16 protein-coding genes are annotated in these 14,265 nt (G+C 62.9%); 8 read left to right on the top strand and 8 right to left on the bottom strand.

Annotation, left to right across the window (positions count from 1 at the left end; all coding sequences use genetic code 11):
* Positions 1–23: 23 nt before the first annotated feature.
* The 4 genes from AC3DE2_RS01165 (at position 24) to AC3DE2_RS01150 (ending at position 4,917) form a co-directional block, all read left to right on the top strand.
* Positions 24–1,205, top strand: coding sequence for a hypothetical protein (locus tag AC3DE2_RS01165; RefSeq protein WP_488424701.1), 1,182 nt, complete (start codon positions 24–26; stop codon positions 1,203–1,205).
* 136 nt (positions 1,206–1,341) lie between these two features.
* Complete coding sequence (locus AC3DE2_RS01160) at positions 1,342–3,411, top strand: peptidase domain-containing ABC transporter (protein ID WP_488424700.1); 2,070 nt, start codon at positions 1,342–1,344, stop codon at positions 3,409–3,411.
* Between the two features lie 520 nt (positions 3,412–3,931).
* Positions 3,932–4,231, top strand: a complete 300-nt coding sequence (locus AC3DE2_RS01155) for a hypothetical protein (RefSeq protein WP_488424698.1) — start codon at positions 3,932–3,934, stop codon at positions 4,229–4,231.
* A gap of 263 nt (positions 4,232–4,494) precedes the next feature.
* Complete coding sequence (locus tag AC3DE2_RS01150) at positions 4,495–4,917, top strand: VOC family protein (RefSeq protein ID WP_488424696.1); 423 nt, start codon at positions 4,495–4,497, stop codon at positions 4,915–4,917.
* A gap of 184 nt (positions 4,918–5,101) precedes the next feature.
* On the opposite strand, the gene AC3DE2_RS01145 is transcribed toward AC3DE2_RS01150, so the two are convergent.
* From AC3DE2_RS01145 to AC3DE2_RS01120, 6 genes are all read right to left on the bottom strand, one after another.
* The gene (locus AC3DE2_RS01145) at positions 5,102–5,995 is read right to left on the bottom strand and encodes an amidohydrolase family protein (RefSeq protein WP_488424695.1); all 894 of its coding nucleotides are present in this window, start codon (positions 5,993–5,995) and stop codon (positions 5,102–5,104) included.
* A gap of 374 nt (positions 5,996–6,369) precedes the next feature.
* The gene (locus AC3DE2_RS01140; protein ID WP_488424694.1) at positions 6,370–6,786 is read right to left on the bottom strand and encodes a GFA family protein; all 417 of its coding nucleotides are present in this window, start codon (positions 6,784–6,786) and stop codon (positions 6,370–6,372) included.
* Between the two features lie 16 nt (positions 6,787–6,802).
* Positions 6,803–7,267 (bottom strand): SRPBCC family protein, encoded by a 465-nt coding sequence (locus tag AC3DE2_RS01135; RefSeq protein WP_488424693.1) that lies wholly within the window; start codon positions 7,265–7,267, stop codon positions 6,803–6,805.
* Positions 7,268–7,269: 2 nt separating this feature from the next.
* Positions 7,270–7,584 carry an ArsR/SmtB family transcription factor gene (locus AC3DE2_RS01130; RefSeq protein WP_488424692.1) on the bottom strand — a complete coding sequence of 105 codons (315 nt, stop codon included), beginning with the start codon at positions 7,582–7,584 and terminating at the stop codon, positions 7,270–7,272.
* 129 nt (positions 7,585–7,713) lie between these two features.
* Positions 7,714–8,331, bottom strand: a complete 618-nt coding sequence (locus tag AC3DE2_RS01125) for a glutathione S-transferase family protein (RefSeq protein ID WP_488424691.1) — start codon at positions 8,329–8,331, stop codon at positions 7,714–7,716.
* Positions 8,332–8,341: 10 nt separating this feature from the next.
* A complete protein-coding gene (locus AC3DE2_RS01120; protein ID WP_488424689.1) occupies positions 8,342–9,814 on the bottom strand; it encodes a M20/M25/M40 family metallo-hydrolase in 1,473 nt (490 codons plus the stop codon).
* A gap of 111 nt (positions 9,815–9,925) precedes the next feature.
* On the opposite strand from AC3DE2_RS01120, the gene AC3DE2_RS01115 reads away from it, so the two are divergent.
* The 4 genes from AC3DE2_RS01115 (at position 9,926) to AC3DE2_RS01100 (ending at position 12,422) form a co-directional block, all read left to right on the top strand.
* The gene (locus AC3DE2_RS01115) at positions 9,926–10,402 is read left to right on the top strand and encodes an Lrp/AsnC family transcriptional regulator (protein ID WP_488424688.1); all 477 of its coding nucleotides are present in this window, start codon (positions 9,926–9,928) and stop codon (positions 10,400–10,402) included.
* 125 nt (positions 10,403–10,527) lie between these two features.
* A complete protein-coding gene (locus AC3DE2_RS01110; protein ID WP_488424687.1) occupies positions 10,528–11,631 on the top strand; it encodes a pyridoxal-phosphate dependent enzyme in 1,104 nt (367 codons plus the stop codon).
* Between the two features lie 13 nt (positions 11,632–11,644).
* Positions 11,645–11,905, top strand: a complete 261-nt coding sequence (locus AC3DE2_RS01105) for a glutaredoxin domain-containing protein (protein WP_295375642.1) — start codon at positions 11,645–11,647, stop codon at positions 11,903–11,905.
* Between the two features lie 82 nt (positions 11,906–11,987).
* Entirely contained in the window at positions 11,988–12,422 is a 435-nt protein-coding gene (locus tag AC3DE2_RS01100) for a GNAT family N-acetyltransferase (RefSeq protein ID WP_488424685.1), read from the top strand.
* Between the two features lie 214 nt (positions 12,423–12,636).
* Here AC3DE2_RS01100 and AC3DE2_RS01095 read toward each other — a convergent pair whose 3' ends face one another.
* Together AC3DE2_RS01095 and AC3DE2_RS01090 are read right to left on the bottom strand one after the other, a co-directional pair.
* The gene (locus AC3DE2_RS01095) at positions 12,637–13,500 is read right to left on the bottom strand and encodes a TSCPD domain-containing protein (protein WP_488424683.1); all 864 of its coding nucleotides are present in this window, start codon (positions 13,498–13,500) and stop codon (positions 12,637–12,639) included.
* A 117-nt stretch (positions 13,501–13,617) separates the two neighbouring features.
* Positions 13,618–14,175, bottom strand: a complete 558-nt coding sequence (locus AC3DE2_RS01090; protein ID WP_488424681.1) for a hypothetical protein — start codon at positions 14,173–14,175, stop codon at positions 13,618–13,620.
* Positions 14,176–14,265: the final 90 nt, after the last annotated feature.

Genomic DNA, 14,265 nt, shown 5'->3' with positions numbered 1-14,265 from the left:
CCCCAGATGGGCAGGCAAGAGCAATGGAAGAAGGCAGTAAAAACAGACAAATGACCGCACATGGGCATGCTCTCCTTATTACCCTACTGGCCCCCTTCGTCGCGAGCACCTTTGAGGGACCACCATTCATCGAACCAGGAAAAGACGAAGTGAAGTTCCTCGATAAATGCGTGCACGAAGAATCTTCGTGCTTGTATTCCCGGGGGATTCTCACCGACGACAACAGGCTTGTCCAAACCAGTCTTTATGTATTTTCTCCCGATGACAAAAGACTGTTTGACAAGGGCGTACGCAACGCCTTCTACGTTCCACATCGATGCAGCCTTACCCACGTCCTTTCCGCATCTGCGTTTTCGGCATCCAAAAACTCGGCCTTTACCGAAGCGGTCCAGTTGTCGTCCAACGATCCCACCTCGCCAATCTGTTATCGCGAGGTAAAGGAGACGGAGGTTGATCGAGTCTCAAAGGAGAGGGCAATGCTCGTAGTTCGTCTAGTTAAGGTTACTGACCCCCTGGTCGACGGTGTCCTTGGGACGCTCTATATGGATGCCGGATCCATCAACAGGCACATCATCACAGCAGCGGAAGGAATCCCTATTTACCTCGACTCGCCGGAGATGATGGACGGAAGTATCCATCGAGGGAAGATCAACGGTTCCGCTGTCTTGGATGACGACCGTCGCGGGTCCGAAGAAGGCAGCTACACGATATTCTCGACCATCGAAAGCTGGCCCGACCACGCCATGGGATATGAGCGACACCTGCGCGCGTTGCTTTCGAATCCATCCACCAACCGCCATGAAATTGAGCTTGGTGATGTTGATGCGATTGCAGGTGAACTGAAAGGCCGATTCCCCTATCAGGTCACGGCGGACAACTCCGGCGTTTATCCTCAAAACTCTCCCGACAGGATTCGGCAGCTTGGCGTCGCTGACTGCAAAGATTACGTGACCTTGTTCATCGATTCGCTCAGCGCGCAGGGCATCTACTCCACTGCTGTCATCACGAGCCTCAAGCGAGAACCTCCTAGAAGTCTGGTAGTCCCGGATCCCCGATGGTCCAACCATGTCGTGGCCTATATTCCGGCACTCGGCGTCTATTTCGACCTTGCAGCGGAGGGGAACGCACGGGTCAGCCAGACCTCCGCCGTCTACGGAAAGCTCGGGTTCCGGACGGACACCGGGGACCCGGTGATCATCCGTTGAAGCGTGATTCCTTTCCCCACGGTTGGTTATGGGCCAAGCGCCTTGCTCATGCACATCCCAGACAGTTCATGCCCCCGAGCATCCTCCCCATCGACAGGCCGGGCATCCGAATCTTCGCTGCATCCCACAGGCACGCATGAGACCGATCGTTCAATCTGAAGCGGCCGAGTGCGGACTTGCCTGCTTGGCGATGATCCTCGCCCATCATGGTCGCCACGTGGATCTCGCCACCCTCCGCAGCCAGAATGGCCTTTCGCTGAAGGGAGCCACACTTCAACAGCTTGTCGGCATCGCGGGCCAACACGGTCTTCTCACGCGTCCACTTCGGTTGGAGCTGGCGGAAATTGACCAGCTAGAGCTGCCGTGCATCCTGCATTGGGATCTCAATCATTTCGTGGTGCTGGCGGAGGTCAAGGGCAAATGGCTGACGGTCATGGATCCCGCCATTGGACTGCAGAAAGTGTCAATGGATGAGGCTTCCAGCCGGTTCACCGGCGTCGCTCTTGAGCTCCGCCCCGGACTTGAGTTCGAAAAGGAGGAGCCGAAGCCATCCGTTTCTTTCCGCCAGTTGGCAGGCACCATCGGAGGACTGAAGCGCTCGCTGATCCAGATCCTGGTCCTGTCGCTTGCCCTGCAGGTCTTCACCTTGGTGTCTCCTCTGCTTACCCAGGGCGTCATCGACCATGTCCTGGTCAGTGCGGATACCAATCTCCTGGCCGTCCTGATCGTCGCATTCTCTCTTCTCCTGGTATTGCAGATCGCCATCGGGCTGATGCGCACCTGGGCGGGCATCCACCTGTCGACGAGCCTCGGCCTGCAATGGAATGGTAACGTCCTGGCGCACCTGCTCCGCCTGCCCGTGGATTTTTTTGAGAAGCGCCATCTGGGCGACATCACTTCGCGCATGGGCTCGGTTGGCACCATCCAGAGCATGATCACGTCCAGTGCCGTGGGCGTAGTCCTGGACGGCATCATGACGGTCACCACCTTGGCGATGATGCTGACGTACAGCCCCCTGCTGATGCTGGCCAGCGCGATCGCACTGCTGCTCTACTTTGGAGTTAGGCTGACCACTTATCGCTGGTTCCGCCAGGCGAACGAAGAGAAGCTCGTATTATCCGCCAGGTTGCAGACCCACCTGCTCGAGACCTTGCGTGGCGTCACCACCATCAAGCTCATGGGGCACGAGCGCCAGCGCCACGGCGCCTGGATGAACCATGCAGTTGATACGCAGAACCAGACGGTCCGGATCGCCAGGATGGATATGATCTACGGTGCCGTAAGCAACCTGATATTCGGCATCGAGAACATCGTGGTGCTGGCCGTCGGCGCATATCTGGTTATCGGCAACACGTTCTCGGTAGGGATGCTGGTGGCGTACCTTTCCTACAAAGCGCAGTTCAGCAGCCGAATTACCAGTCTCATCGACACATTCATCGGCTTCAAACTGCTGCGCCTGCATGGCGAGCGGCTGGCCGATATCGTGTTGACGCCTCCCGAGGACATTGACGGACCGGAAAGCCTCCCCGCTGGCGAGTCGCGGATCGTGGTGGAGAACCTGTCTTTCCGCTACGCCGAAAGCGAGCCCTGGGTTGTCAAGGATTGCAGCTTCATCATCGAACCCGGCGAGTCGGTGGCCATCGTCGGACCATCCGGCTGTGGTAAGACCACTCTGGTCAAGCTGATGCTTGGCCTGCTGAGACCGGAATTGGGCAGCATCCGCATAGGCGGCATGGACCTGAAACAGGTAGGCCCTCGCAACTTCCGCGCCATCATTGGCACCGTGATGCAGGATGACCAATTGTTCGCCGGCAGCATCGCCGACAACATCAGCTTTTTCGACCCCCATTTCGACCACGACCGGGTGGAGGCTGCCGCCCGGCTGGCGGCGGTACACGAGGAGATTGCCGCCATGCCCATGGCCTATCACAGCCTGATCGGCGACATGGGCAGCTCGCTCTCGGGCGGACAGAAGCAGCGGCTCATTCTCGCGCGGGCGCTGTACCGACAGCCCAAACTTCTATTCCTGGACGAAGCCACCAGCCACCTCGACGTGACGAGAGAGCGGCTGGTCAATGCAGCCGTCCAGCAACTGAAATTGACCAAGGTCATCGTCGCCCATCGGCCCGAGACCATTCGCAGCGCGGATCGGGTTTTGACGATGGTGGAGGGGCGGATCGTGAATGGAAGCGGGCCAGCACGGTAGAAAGGAATTCGCCCCGCTGGTTCCAATTTGGATGCTTCCGTGACAGCATGAATTTTGAGCGCAAAATGCTCAAAGTTAGTCGACATCCTCGACATTATCACGGCAGACTCGGGACTTCCGGCCAGTGGCCATTGAGAGGAAGAGGTCGATCATGCGTGAACTTTCAACCAATGAAATTCAAACTGTAAGCGGTGGCATTCGCACGACAGTCATTCGATTTGTCATTGGATAGGGCGTGAAGCTGGCCGCCAAAACAATTCTCTCGGAAAAGCATTCCGGCGGAGATGCGTGCGATTACTACAACAACATGCCTGCGGGCATGCAGTAATCCTTTGTCCCGGCGGCCACGCGTCGTCGGGCTTCTGATCGCCATGTTGACCTACTCGGTGCTTCGACGCTGCCTGCTCTTGGCTTGTATCAGCTTTGCAGGCGCCCTCCTGGCGGCGTTGGGATTGAATCAGGTTCTGGAGAGCCCGCCACCGGCTCTCGACATGGGCCCGGGGCATTCTCCAAGGTCCTTATGATCGTCGGAACCGTGGTGCTGTCGCCGTTCGTGGAAGCCCTCCTGCTGGGATGGCTGTTCAAGAACTTCTCCAGACGCCTCTCACCACGATGGTCAGCAATGTTGGCTGGCACCTTGTTCGCCACTGCCCAGAGCGCGTTCTACGGCCTCTGGGGTCTGGTGGTCTGGTTCCCTTCGCTGGTCTTCGCGACGCCCTTCTTGTGTCCGTCCAGGTCACTCAAGGAAAGCACCGTGTCCTCGGCTCTCATCCAGATGTTTCACAACGCCATGGGCATTACGCTGATACTGGCGCTCTAGCCCTGGAACAGCATTGCGCGTTCCGCGTTCCGTGAGAACGCGTACTTTGTACGAAACACTCAGGGTCAATCGACACCGCTGGGCAACGTCGGCTGACACCCTGCGCCAGTAGTTCAGAAAAACTCTGTACGGCGGGACTACCCGCGCCAATCTGATGGCTTTTTCGGCTCCATCACCGGATGACAATCGGCGACTTTGCCACAGACGGGCGATCTATCATCCGTCGGACGTCCGGCTTTCGCCTGGACCCCGGAGCCGCGCCCATGCCAATCCACGGTATCAACCACGTGACCATCATCGTGCGCGACATGGATCGGACCGTCCGACTGTTTGTCCAGGCCCTGGGCGCCCGTGAGGAATACCGGAGCCCTGAACGCGAGTACTCGAAGTATCCGGAGACGTTTCTCAGGATCGGCGATCTGTGGCTGGTCGTCATGGAAGACGCGCACATCCAGCGCGCCCGCTCCTACGATCACATCGCCCTCAGTATCGATCTGGAAGCTGTTCCGGAGATCACGCGCCGCCTGATCGAGGCAGGTGCGGAGGTGGTGCCGTCACGCCCCCGGGTAGGCGCGGAGAGCGCATCCGTCTACTTCTACGACTTCGACAATCATCTGTTCGAGCTGCATGCCGGGAACATCGCCGACAGGCTGCGCCACTACTCGGCCGCCCGGCAGGGCGTCTAGTCCCACTGGTCACCGGGGCTCAATTCCTGGCGGGCGTTGCCCGCGATGGAAGACGGCATGAGCTCCGCGCATCCGCTCCGGCACAGGTATACGGGTCCCAATGCCCGCGCTCTTCGTCGGCCAGCAACGACCGCTGCCGTGGGAACGCCTTCACTGGTAGCGACGCCTTCCGTCTGCATCCAGCTCAATCGCCCTGATTCAACAGGACGTGCGCATTCTGGTAGCGCACCTTGGTCACTTCCTTCGCGTCCAGACCGAGGCGGTTCAAGGCGTCGACATTCTGCTCGAGCGTGAACTGCGGATAGTCGGAACCCAGCAGGATGTGGTCGATGCCGACGTTGCGCATGGTCCAGACGAATTCCTGCTCAACCGGCGAATCCGCCACCAGCGCCACGATGGCCGACACGTCGAAATAGATGTTGTCGCCCAGCAGCCCCTCGGCGGTGCGCGCCGCCTTGAGCGTGTTCCAGAAGCGGAAGTTCATCCCGCCCATGTGCGCGAAGATGATCTTGGTTCCCGGCGCGCGCAGCGCCAGATTGAACATCTTCTCGCTGTCGCCCGGCAGGATGTTGGCGTTGTCGATCAGCACGATCACCCCCAGCTCGCCGGCACGGGTGACGGCCGCCAGCACGCGCGGGTCATCGGCCTCGAACTGCTGGGTATGCGGGTGGATTTTGAGAACCTTGGCACCCTGTTTGGCGACGCGCTCCAGTTCCATCAGCGCCGCCTCTCCGTCGTAGGGATGGACCGTCACCACCGGCGTCATCCGGGGATGGCGGGCCGCCAGGGCGAGAATGCCATCGTTGCCGGCGCGGATTTTCGCCGTGTCCCCGGCCAGCGCCTGGTTGGGGCCGCCGAACCACATCGCCGCGAATCGGGCCGGCCCCAGCCTGCTTTCCTTCAACTGCGCTTCATACGCCGCAAGCGACTTCTCGCCGTCCCACAGATGGACGTGGGAATCAAACAGCGCGGATTGAGCGACGGCGACCGGTGCGACGACGGCCAGCGCCAGCGCCGTGAGGGCGCGTCGCCATCCAGCCACGGACGTTGGAACGGCACGACGGTTGTGGAGGGACATCATTGCGCTTCTCCGGAAGGGACTTCGCATCGGAAATTCGTTGCATCGGATCGGTGGCGTCCGCCTTCACCCGCTGGACGCTTCCGGCGCGCAAGCCCGGCTTCGCTGGGAATGTCCGGGGTAAAACCTACCCGTCCCCAGTTCGCCTGCGCCTTCGCGCCTCCTCCATCAGATTCTCCACCAACCCGGCCCGAAACAATGGGACGGATCTGATAGGGCGAGCCGGCAGAGGAGAAATCTCGTCGGTCGATGGTATTGCCATGCGTCGCGGGGCTGAATAGGTCAGACGTTGGGGTGCCGTTCCGCCCGGGAGGGGGAGGTTCCGGACAATCAGCGTGGCCGTGCGGGATCCCGTCCGTGGGATCCCCGGGTCTTCATGCCTGCGGCATCGTCTGGAAGGCCGGCAAAGAGGGTGACATGTCATCCCAGTCCAGGGCACGCACGCGGTAAGTCAGCACCTGGGGGGTGAAGCGCCTGGGGTCATCCAGGCTGGCCGCCGCGACGGCAATCAGATCCGGCGATTCGGAAAAGCGCAGATGGGTGGGCGTGCCGCAGATCGGGCAGAACGCGTGGATCTTCCGGTTGCCGCTGTCGCTGGCGACTTCCCACTCGGTCGCTTGACCGGTGAGGGTCATGTCGGATCGGGCGGGGAAGGTCAGCCACGATCCGTGCCCGGTACCGCTTCGGCGCTGGCAATCGCGGCATTGGCAGTGATTCTGGAAAATCGGCGCGTGCGGGGTCGAGTAGCGGATGGCGCCGCACGCGCAGCCGCCGGTGAATGGCTCGGTCATCTGTGGGCTCCCTTCGTCAGGACGCGGTCGGTTTGGCGAACACATCCATGCCCTGTCCTGTTTCCAGCAACGACTTCAGGCTGGACAGGACAATCGGCCAGCCCCGCTGGATGCCGCGGGCCATCTCGCCGTCGGCCTGGAGTTCCTCGTGGGTCACCGTCAGCCGCACCATGCCGTCATAGGGTGCGATGTCGAAACTCACGCGGCTGTGCGCATCGGGGTTGCCGGCCTGCGCGGGATCGGCCCAGGTGATGACCAGGCGCGTCGGCGGGTCGATGGCAACCACCTTGCCCACCAGTTGCACCGCGCGGCCGTCGTCGGCGCGCACGTGTTTCCAGTCGGATCCCGGCGCCCAGTCCGACACGTTCTCGTGCCCCCAGTATTGTCGTGCCACTTCCGGCCGGGTAATGGCCTCGAACACCTTCTCCGGCGTTGAACGGATATAGGTGACATACACAAAGCTGGTTTTGTCGTTGCCCATGATCATTCCCTTTCCAGTTCGTTCTTGAGGTCGTGCAGGAGCGCGAGTCGTTGACGTTCGAACTTGCGCACCCAGCGTTCGTAGACTTCATGCAGCGGGACCGGGTTGATGAAATGCAGCTTCTCCCTGCCACGCCAGACGGTGCTGACCAGCTGCGCCGCCTCGAGAATCCCGACGTGCTGCGCCGTCGACTGCCGCGCCATGTCGATCTGCTCGCAGAGCGAGCCCAGGGTCTGCCCGTTCCGCTCGCACAGCAGGTCAAGCAGCCTTCTGCGCGTCGGGTCGGCCAGCGCCTTGAAAACCTTGTCGTCGTCCATCCCGGTGCATCGATTGAGTGCAACTCATTATGCAGGCGTTTACCTGCATGTCAACCCATCCCGCCGCGGCCCGCGGATGAGCGGCATCCCGCGGTGAATTCAAGCGGTCGTGGGCACGGCGCTGCCCAGTCAGTCCCGGGTTTCGCCATGCAGCGGCGTGGCCCGCATCGAAGCCCGCCGCTCGAAGGCGTCGAACCACTCCGTCAGGCGGGGATGCCCGGTCCGGAAGTCCGGCAATTCGCGGAAGGCGATCCAGCTCAGGGCAGTGGCCATCGCGATATGGCCGACATGCAGAGGTTCACCTGGCGCGATTTCGCTTTCGAGCCAGTCGTAGGTCGTCCGCAGTTTTTCGATGTAGCCATCCCTCAATGGCGCGTAACGCAGTTCCACCGGGCGTCGCACCGTTTCCCAGCGCAAGGCGATGCCCGCGTCGGCGATTCCCTGCGCGGCCGCCTGCAGTCGGAGCGCGTTCCAGCGGGCTTCGCCACTCGCGGGAATCAGGCGCGGCCCATCGTGCAGGGAATCGAAATAGGCACAAATCACGTCCGAGTCGAAGAGGGGGCTCGCCCCTTCGCGCAGCAGCACCGGCACCTTGCCCAGCGGATTCTGCGCGAACACCTCAAGGTTCTTCGCGGTGGGACTGGTTTCCTGATGGATGACTTCAAGCCGCGGCGCGATGCCGACCTCGTGGGCAAACACGAGCGCCTTGCGGGCGTAGGGCGAATGGGTCTGATAGAGCAGTTTCATGGGGTCGTACTCAGGGATTGGTCGTGTCCTGCGCGGGCACGGTGGAAGGAAAGGCATGGCTGTCGTGGGAGCCTGCCTGCAACTGGACATCCCGCAGGATGTGCGCCAGCGCGATGGTGATGCGGATGGCGGTAGGGACATCCAGGAACTCGTCGGGTCCATGGGCGTTCGATTGCGGCCCGAGCACGCCGGTGACGATGAACTGCGCCTGCGGGTACCGCTCCCCGAGCATGGACAGGAACGGGATGCCGCCGCCGCCGCCGATCGCGGCCGGGCGCGCGCCGAAAGCGGCGATCGACGCCTCTTCGACGATGTGTTCCAGCCAGGCAGGCATGGTTGGCGCCAACCAACCGCCTGATTGCAACTGGGGGGTGAACTCCACCTGCGCGCCGTACGGCGGATCGGACTCGAACAGGCGCTTGAGCGTGGCCGCCGCCCGCACCGGATCCAGGGTGGGCGGCAACCGCAGGCCCAGCTTCAGCGTCGTGCTCGGCTGCGTCACGGCGGCGGCGTTCGCGACCGAGGGCAGCCCGTCGATGCCGAGCACGGCCAACTGGGGCCGCCAGGATCGGTTGAGGATCAATTCGCTGACCTGCCCGCTCACGGGACGGACGCCGCCGGCCAGCGGCAACTGCGCATGGAAGTCGGCGCCCAGCGCCTCGGCGGCCACCTCCGCCTGCGCGCGGCTGGCGGCGGGAATGGCGACGTGGAAGGCATCCACGATTTCGCCGCTCTCCTCCGATTCAAGACGCGACAGCAGCTGGCGAGCGATACGGTAGCTTGACGGAACCACGCCGGAGCCATCGCCGGAATGGATGCCCTGCTCCAGCACGCGCACCGTCAAGGTGCCGGCCACCTGTCCCCGCAGGGACGTCGTCAACCACAGCTGATCGTAATTTCCGCAGCCGGCGTCGAGCGCGAACACGACCGCCGGAACCCCGATGCGATCCGCGAGATGATCGATATAGGCGGGCAGATCGCCACTGCCGGATTCTTCGCAGGCCTCGATCAGGATCAGGCAACGCGGCAGCGATGCGCCTTGGTCGTGCAACGCGCGTACCGCCGTGATGGCGCTGAAGAGCGCATAGCCGTCGTCGGCGCCCCCACGCCCATACAACCGATCGCCTTCCCGGGAAGGGGTCCAGGCCGAGCGACCGTTCGTCCAGCCGTCCATCGGCGGCTGCTTGTCCAGGTGACCGTAGATCAGGCAGGGCGCGCGTCCGTCGCCGGCGATGTCGATCAGCAGGACCGGGGTACGCGCCCCGAGCCTGAGAATCTCGATCGAGACGCCCGGCACGCCGTCCAGTTGCTGGCTCGACCAGTCGCGCATGAGTTCGGCCGCGCGCTCGATATGCCCGCTGTCCGCCCAGCCGGGGTCGAACGCGGGGGACTCGCACGGGATCCGCATGTAGGCCAGCAGCGCCGGCATGACCTCCGATGACCAGGTTTCTTCGATGAAGTCCTGCAGTTGCGAAAAATCCATGACACCTCCGAATCGGAGCTGAGATGCTACGGGCGCGTCCGTGCAGGTACGCCGCGATTCGGGAGTGGTTTGCGCCTTTTTTCCGCGCAAAGGCAGGGTTAGGATGACGCCATGCAGCTCGACCGCTTCGACCGACAGCTTCTCAACCTCCTGCAGGAGGACGCGGGCCAGACCGCCGATCGGCTGGCCGAGCAGGTGGCCCTGTCTCCGTCGGCCGTGCAGCGCAGGGTGCGTCGACTGCGCGAGTCCGGCGCGATCATGCGCGACATCGCCGTCGTCGATCCCCGGTACGCAGGCAAACCCACCTTCTTCATCGTGTCCGTCCAGGTGGAACGGGAGCGCCCCGAACTGCTCGCGCAGTTCAGGAAATGGATGGCCACCCAGATCCATATCCAGCAGGCGTTCTATGTGACGGGAGAGGCCGACTTCGTCTTGGTCATCACCGCGCCCGACACGGAAACCTACGACGCGCTGATGGCGCGCATGGTCGGCGAGAACGCGAACGTAAAGCGGTTCACCACGAACGTGGCGCTGGGCGTGGTCAAGCGCGGCCTGACCATTCCCGTTCCCGGGGAAGCCGACGTGTAAACCGGTGTAGCGGCGGAACGCGGTGCTTGTTTTCTTGCGGTTCCGCCTGCGCGATTGCGGATAATCCGCACGGCAGCGGCCCGTTTTGCGGCAAGACGGCGCGCAGGCCTGCGCATACTGCCGGCATGAAATCTTCTTCGAACCTTTCGCGCGACTGGAATCCCGGCGACATATGGGAGGGCTACCAGGCCACCTCGCTCCTGGAGATGCCCGGACTGGCCAGGGCCGCCGGAGTCGCCCGGGTCTTCGTCAAGAACGAGGCCGAGCGTCCGCTGGGCAATTTCAAGGTATTGGGCGGAATGGTCGCGGCACTGCGCGCGATCAGGCGCCACGCCATGAATTCGCCGAACGCGGATGGCGCCGCCCATCGGCGCCTTCGCCTGGTCTGCGCGAGCGACGGCAATCATGGCCTGGCGGTGGCCTCCGCCGCCCAACGCGCCGGTGTGCGCGCCACCGTTTACCTGCCCCATGACGTGAGCCCCGTGCGGGTCGATCGGATCAGGGCGACGGGCGCGGACATCGTACTCGTGGACGGCACCTACGACGATGCCGTGCAGTGCGCGCAGGCGGCGGCACTCGCGGAAGACTGCCTGCTGGTTCCGGACACCACGCCCGACGCCGACCACCCGGTGGTGAAGGACGTCATGGCCGGTTATGGCGTGTTGACGGATGAACTCATCTGCCAGCTCGCCGCCGCCGGCAACGTCCAGCCGACCCATGCCTTCATCCAGGCGGGCGTGGGCGGGCTCGCGGCAGCCATCGCGGAGGGTCTGCATGCCCACATGCACGCCGCCGGCCGCCTCGTGGTGGTCGAACCCCACGGCGCCGCATGCGTGGCCCGCGCCATGCGCGAAGGCAGGCCGGTTCGCATCGAGGGAGACTTGCGGACCACGGCCGAAATGCTCGCCTGCGGCCTGGCCTCGGCGCCGGCCCTGGAGATCCTGTTGCGTCACCGCGCCCAATCGATGCGGGTGACCGAATCCGAACTGGAAGCCGGGCCGGCACAGCTACTGGCCGCCGGAGGCCCGGCATCCACGCCCTCTGGCGCCGCGGGCCTGGCCGGCCTGCTGGCGGCATCCCGCCAACCGGAGCAGCGGGAACGCTATGGCCTGGACGCCGGAAGCATCGTGCTGCTGGTGGTCACCGAAGGCCCGCCCGACGTCACGACCGCATCCACCGCGCAGGACACGGATGTTCATCCCTTCCCCCTTCCTTCCCCCGCCTACTGAGGAGCACCACATCATGCCGCGCATCGTCCTCTACACCATCGCCACCTGCGCCTTCTGCATGGCGACCAAGAACTTCCTCAAGGCCAGGAACCTCTCGTGGAGGGAGCTGCGGGTGGACACCGATCCGCAGGCACGCGAAGCGATGGTCGCCGCCACCCATCGCACCTCCGTGCCGCAGATCGTGATCAACGACGTGCCCATCGGCGGTTTCGACGACATGATGGCGATGAACCGCAGCGGCGCGCTCCGGTCCCTGCTCTCGGAGGTTCCCTGAAGCACCCGGTTCCGATTGACGGCGTGACCGCCGCCTGCCCAGAATCGCGTCATCCCCTCGTGCCGCCGCCTCCCCGACGTCGATGACCGTACATATCGAGCATGCCGTTTCGGACGACCAGATTGCCGCGACGTTCGACGTCATGCGCCAACTGCGTCCCAACATCGAAAAAGCCAGCTACGTATCCCTCATCCGGGACCTGATGGCCAGCGACAACCTCAAACTGCTGGCGCTCACCGACGACAACGTGGTGCGCGCCGTGGCCAGCTACCGCGTCATGAACATGATCTATTGCGGCCGCCTGCTCTATATCGACGACCTGGTGACGGACGAGCGCGTCCGCTCCAAGGGCTACGGTTCCCGGATCATCGCCAGACTACGCGCCGAGGCCGAAGCCCTGGATTGCGCCGAGATTCAACTGATCTCCCGAACCATTCGCGAACAGGCCCATCGCTTCTATTTCCGCGAAGGGTTTGGGATCGAGTGTTTTCAGTTCAGGGTGCGGTTGAAGGAGTAGGTGGATCGAGGTTGGGCTGCGAGGGCGGACCGCTCGTGATGGTGATTTCCCTGTGGGTTGGACCACCTCTCTTCTCACTCGATGCGATTCGGCCTTCCAACAAGGTCGTTGACAACGTCAGCCACGCGAGCGATTCATCAGGATTGCATAACTTGATTGGTTGATTGAAATAAAAAAGGGGCCATACGGCCCCTTTTTTCCAATGCAGTAACCGTCACCCGCACTTCGAATACCCACAGTTCAAGCACGTCGCGCAGCCGTCCATGATGACGAGCGCCTTGGTGCTGCACTTGTGGCAGAGGGTGGCGGAGGGCGGGAAGCTGGCGCCGTCGCCGGTGACGGCGATGTCTTCGGAGGCGCCGGGGGTGCTGGTGGTGCTTGAAGGGCTTGCGTTAAGAGCGCCCCCTTCTGCCCTGCGGGCATCTTCCCCCGCGGGAGCGGGGGAAGAGACGATGGAGGGGGTTACTTCAGAGTTTTTTTTTGCGCGATCTTCGTACTGCTTGCGCTTTTCGGCCAGGATGGCGCGCTGGTGGTCGCTCATTTCCGGGTCGTGGATGAGGCCGATCGACTTCATGTGTTCTTCGACGATGGCGCCGAGTTCGGCGACCAGGGACGGCATGTAGACGCCGCCGGCCTTGAAGTAGCCGCCGCGCGGATCGAACACGGCCTTCATTTCATCGACCAGGAAGGTGACGTCGCCACCCTTGCGGAACACGGCGGACATGATGCGGGTGAGCGCGACGATCCACTGGAAATGCTCCATCGACTTGCTGTTGATGAAGATTTCGAAGGGGCGGCGCAGTTCGTGCTCGGTGCCGGCGTTGAGCACGATGTCGTTGATGGTCACGTACATGGCGTGTTCCACCAGGGGCGACTTGATCTTGTAGGTGCTGCCGACCAGCACTTCCGGGCGCTCGATGCGCTCGTGCATGTGGATGATGTCGGCCTTGGGCAGTTCGGCCTCGGCCTTGGCGCGGGTGATCGACTCGACCTGCACCGGGGGCGCCGCTTCGCGCGCCTTGTCTTCCGGGGTGAGGACGCTGTAACCCTTGATTTTCTTGTCGATCTTGACGGCCATGGCGGGAAATCCTGTTGTGTCGTTGTGCTGGGTGATGAGGGGACCGCCTTCCGGGCGGTGGTGCCCTGAAGCCTGTCCCCTCTCCCCGGTGGGGAGAGGGGAAGGCGGTACCGCGGGTTACTTCCTGGCCGCCTTTCTGGCGGCTTTCTTTACGGTCTTTCTCGGGGCTGCTTTGCGGACGGCTTTCTTGGCCGCCTTCTTGGGTGCTGCTTTCTTCGCTACCGCTTTCCTGGCTACTGCCTTCTTCGGTGCTGCCTTGCGGACGGCGGCCTTCTTGGGCGCCGCCTTCCGGGCCGTGGTTTTCTTCACGGCTTTCTTCGCCGCCTTGCGGGCGGTGGTCTTCTTGGCCGCCTTTTTGGCGGCGCCGGAGGCCTTGCGCTTGAGCGCGGCGGCTTCCTTCTTGGCGTTGGCGCTGGCGGCGGCCAGTTTCTTCTTGGCCTTGGCGACGGTCTTCTTCACCGCCTTGCTGGCCTTGCTGGTGCGCTTGGCGACGGCCTTCTTCGCTTTCGCGAGGTCGGCCTTGACGGTCTTTTCCGCCTTCTTGGCGGCCTTCTTCGCCTTGGCGACGGTGGCGCTGGCGGAGGAGGCGACCGCGCCGCCGATTTCCATCGCCTTTTCCTTCACAGTCTCGGCGGCGTCGGAAAGCGTCGCCGTGACACCATTACCGTTGCTCATGTGCCCTCCTGTGGGCGTTCTGTCGGGTTACGTCGCCGATGCTATACCCAGCTTCGCGGTTTTGCAGCGGGGCTGAGGCCTGTGGTTTTG

Source organism: Pseudoxanthomonas sp. 68-E7 (genome assembly GCF_057773145.1).
Note: the sequence above shows the minus strand (reverse complement) of the source record. Positions and strands in the feature narration are given on the sequence as shown.

What these genes read in the sequence shown, in the direction of transcription:
- AC3DE2_RS01165 (WP_488424701.1), top strand. Translation starts at nt 24, where the DNA reads ATGGAAGAAGGCAGTAAAAACAGACAAATGACCGCACATGGGCATGCT.
- AC3DE2_RS01160 (WP_488424700.1), top strand. Translation starts at nt 1,342, where the DNA reads ATGAGACCGATCGTTCAATCTGAAGCGGCCGAGTGCGGACTTGCCTGC.
- AC3DE2_RS01155 (WP_488424698.1), top strand. Translation starts at nt 3,932, where the DNA reads ATGATCGTCGGAACCGTGGTGCTGTCGCCGTTCGTGGAAGCCCTCCTG.
- AC3DE2_RS01150 (WP_488424696.1), top strand. Translation starts at nt 4,495, where the DNA reads ATGCCAATCCACGGTATCAACCACGTGACCATCATCGTGCGCGACATG.
- AC3DE2_RS01145 (WP_488424695.1), bottom strand. Translation starts at nt 5,995, where the DNA reads ATGTCCCTCCACAACCGTCGTGCCGTTCCAACGTCCGTGGCTGGATGG.
- AC3DE2_RS01140 (WP_488424694.1), bottom strand. Translation starts at nt 6,786, where the DNA reads ATGACCGAGCCATTCACCGGCGGCTGCGCGTGCGGCGCCATCCGCTAC.
- AC3DE2_RS01135 (WP_488424693.1), bottom strand. Translation starts at nt 7,267, where the DNA reads ATGGGCAACGACAAAACCAGCTTTGTGTATGTCACCTATATCCGTTCA.
- AC3DE2_RS01130 (WP_488424692.1), bottom strand. Translation starts at nt 7,584, where the DNA reads ATGGACGACGACAAGGTTTTCAAGGCGCTGGCCGACCCGACGCGCAGA.
- AC3DE2_RS01125 (WP_488424691.1), bottom strand. Translation starts at nt 8,331, where the DNA reads ATGAAACTGCTCTATCAGACCCATTCGCCCTACGCCCGCAAGGCGCTC.
- AC3DE2_RS01120 (WP_488424689.1), bottom strand. Translation starts at nt 9,814, where the DNA reads ATGGATTTTTCGCAACTGCAGGACTTCATCGAAGAAACCTGGTCATCG.
- AC3DE2_RS01115 (WP_488424688.1), top strand. Translation starts at nt 9,926, where the DNA reads ATGCAGCTCGACCGCTTCGACCGACAGCTTCTCAACCTCCTGCAGGAG.
- AC3DE2_RS01110 (WP_488424687.1), top strand. Translation starts at nt 10,528, where the DNA reads ATGAAATCTTCTTCGAACCTTTCGCGCGACTGGAATCCCGGCGACATA.
- AC3DE2_RS01105 (WP_295375642.1), top strand. Translation starts at nt 11,645, where the DNA reads ATGCCGCGCATCGTCCTCTACACCATCGCCACCTGCGCCTTCTGCATG.
- AC3DE2_RS01100 (WP_488424685.1), top strand. Translation starts at nt 11,988, where the DNA reads ATGACCGTACATATCGAGCATGCCGTTTCGGACGACCAGATTGCCGCG.
- AC3DE2_RS01095 (WP_488424683.1), bottom strand. Translation starts at nt 13,500, where the DNA reads ATGGCCGTCAAGATCGACAAGAAAATCAAGGGTTACAGCGTCCTCACC.
- AC3DE2_RS01090 (WP_488424681.1), bottom strand. Translation starts at nt 14,175, where the DNA reads ATGAGCAACGGTAATGGTGTCACGGCGACGCTTTCCGACGCCGCCGAG.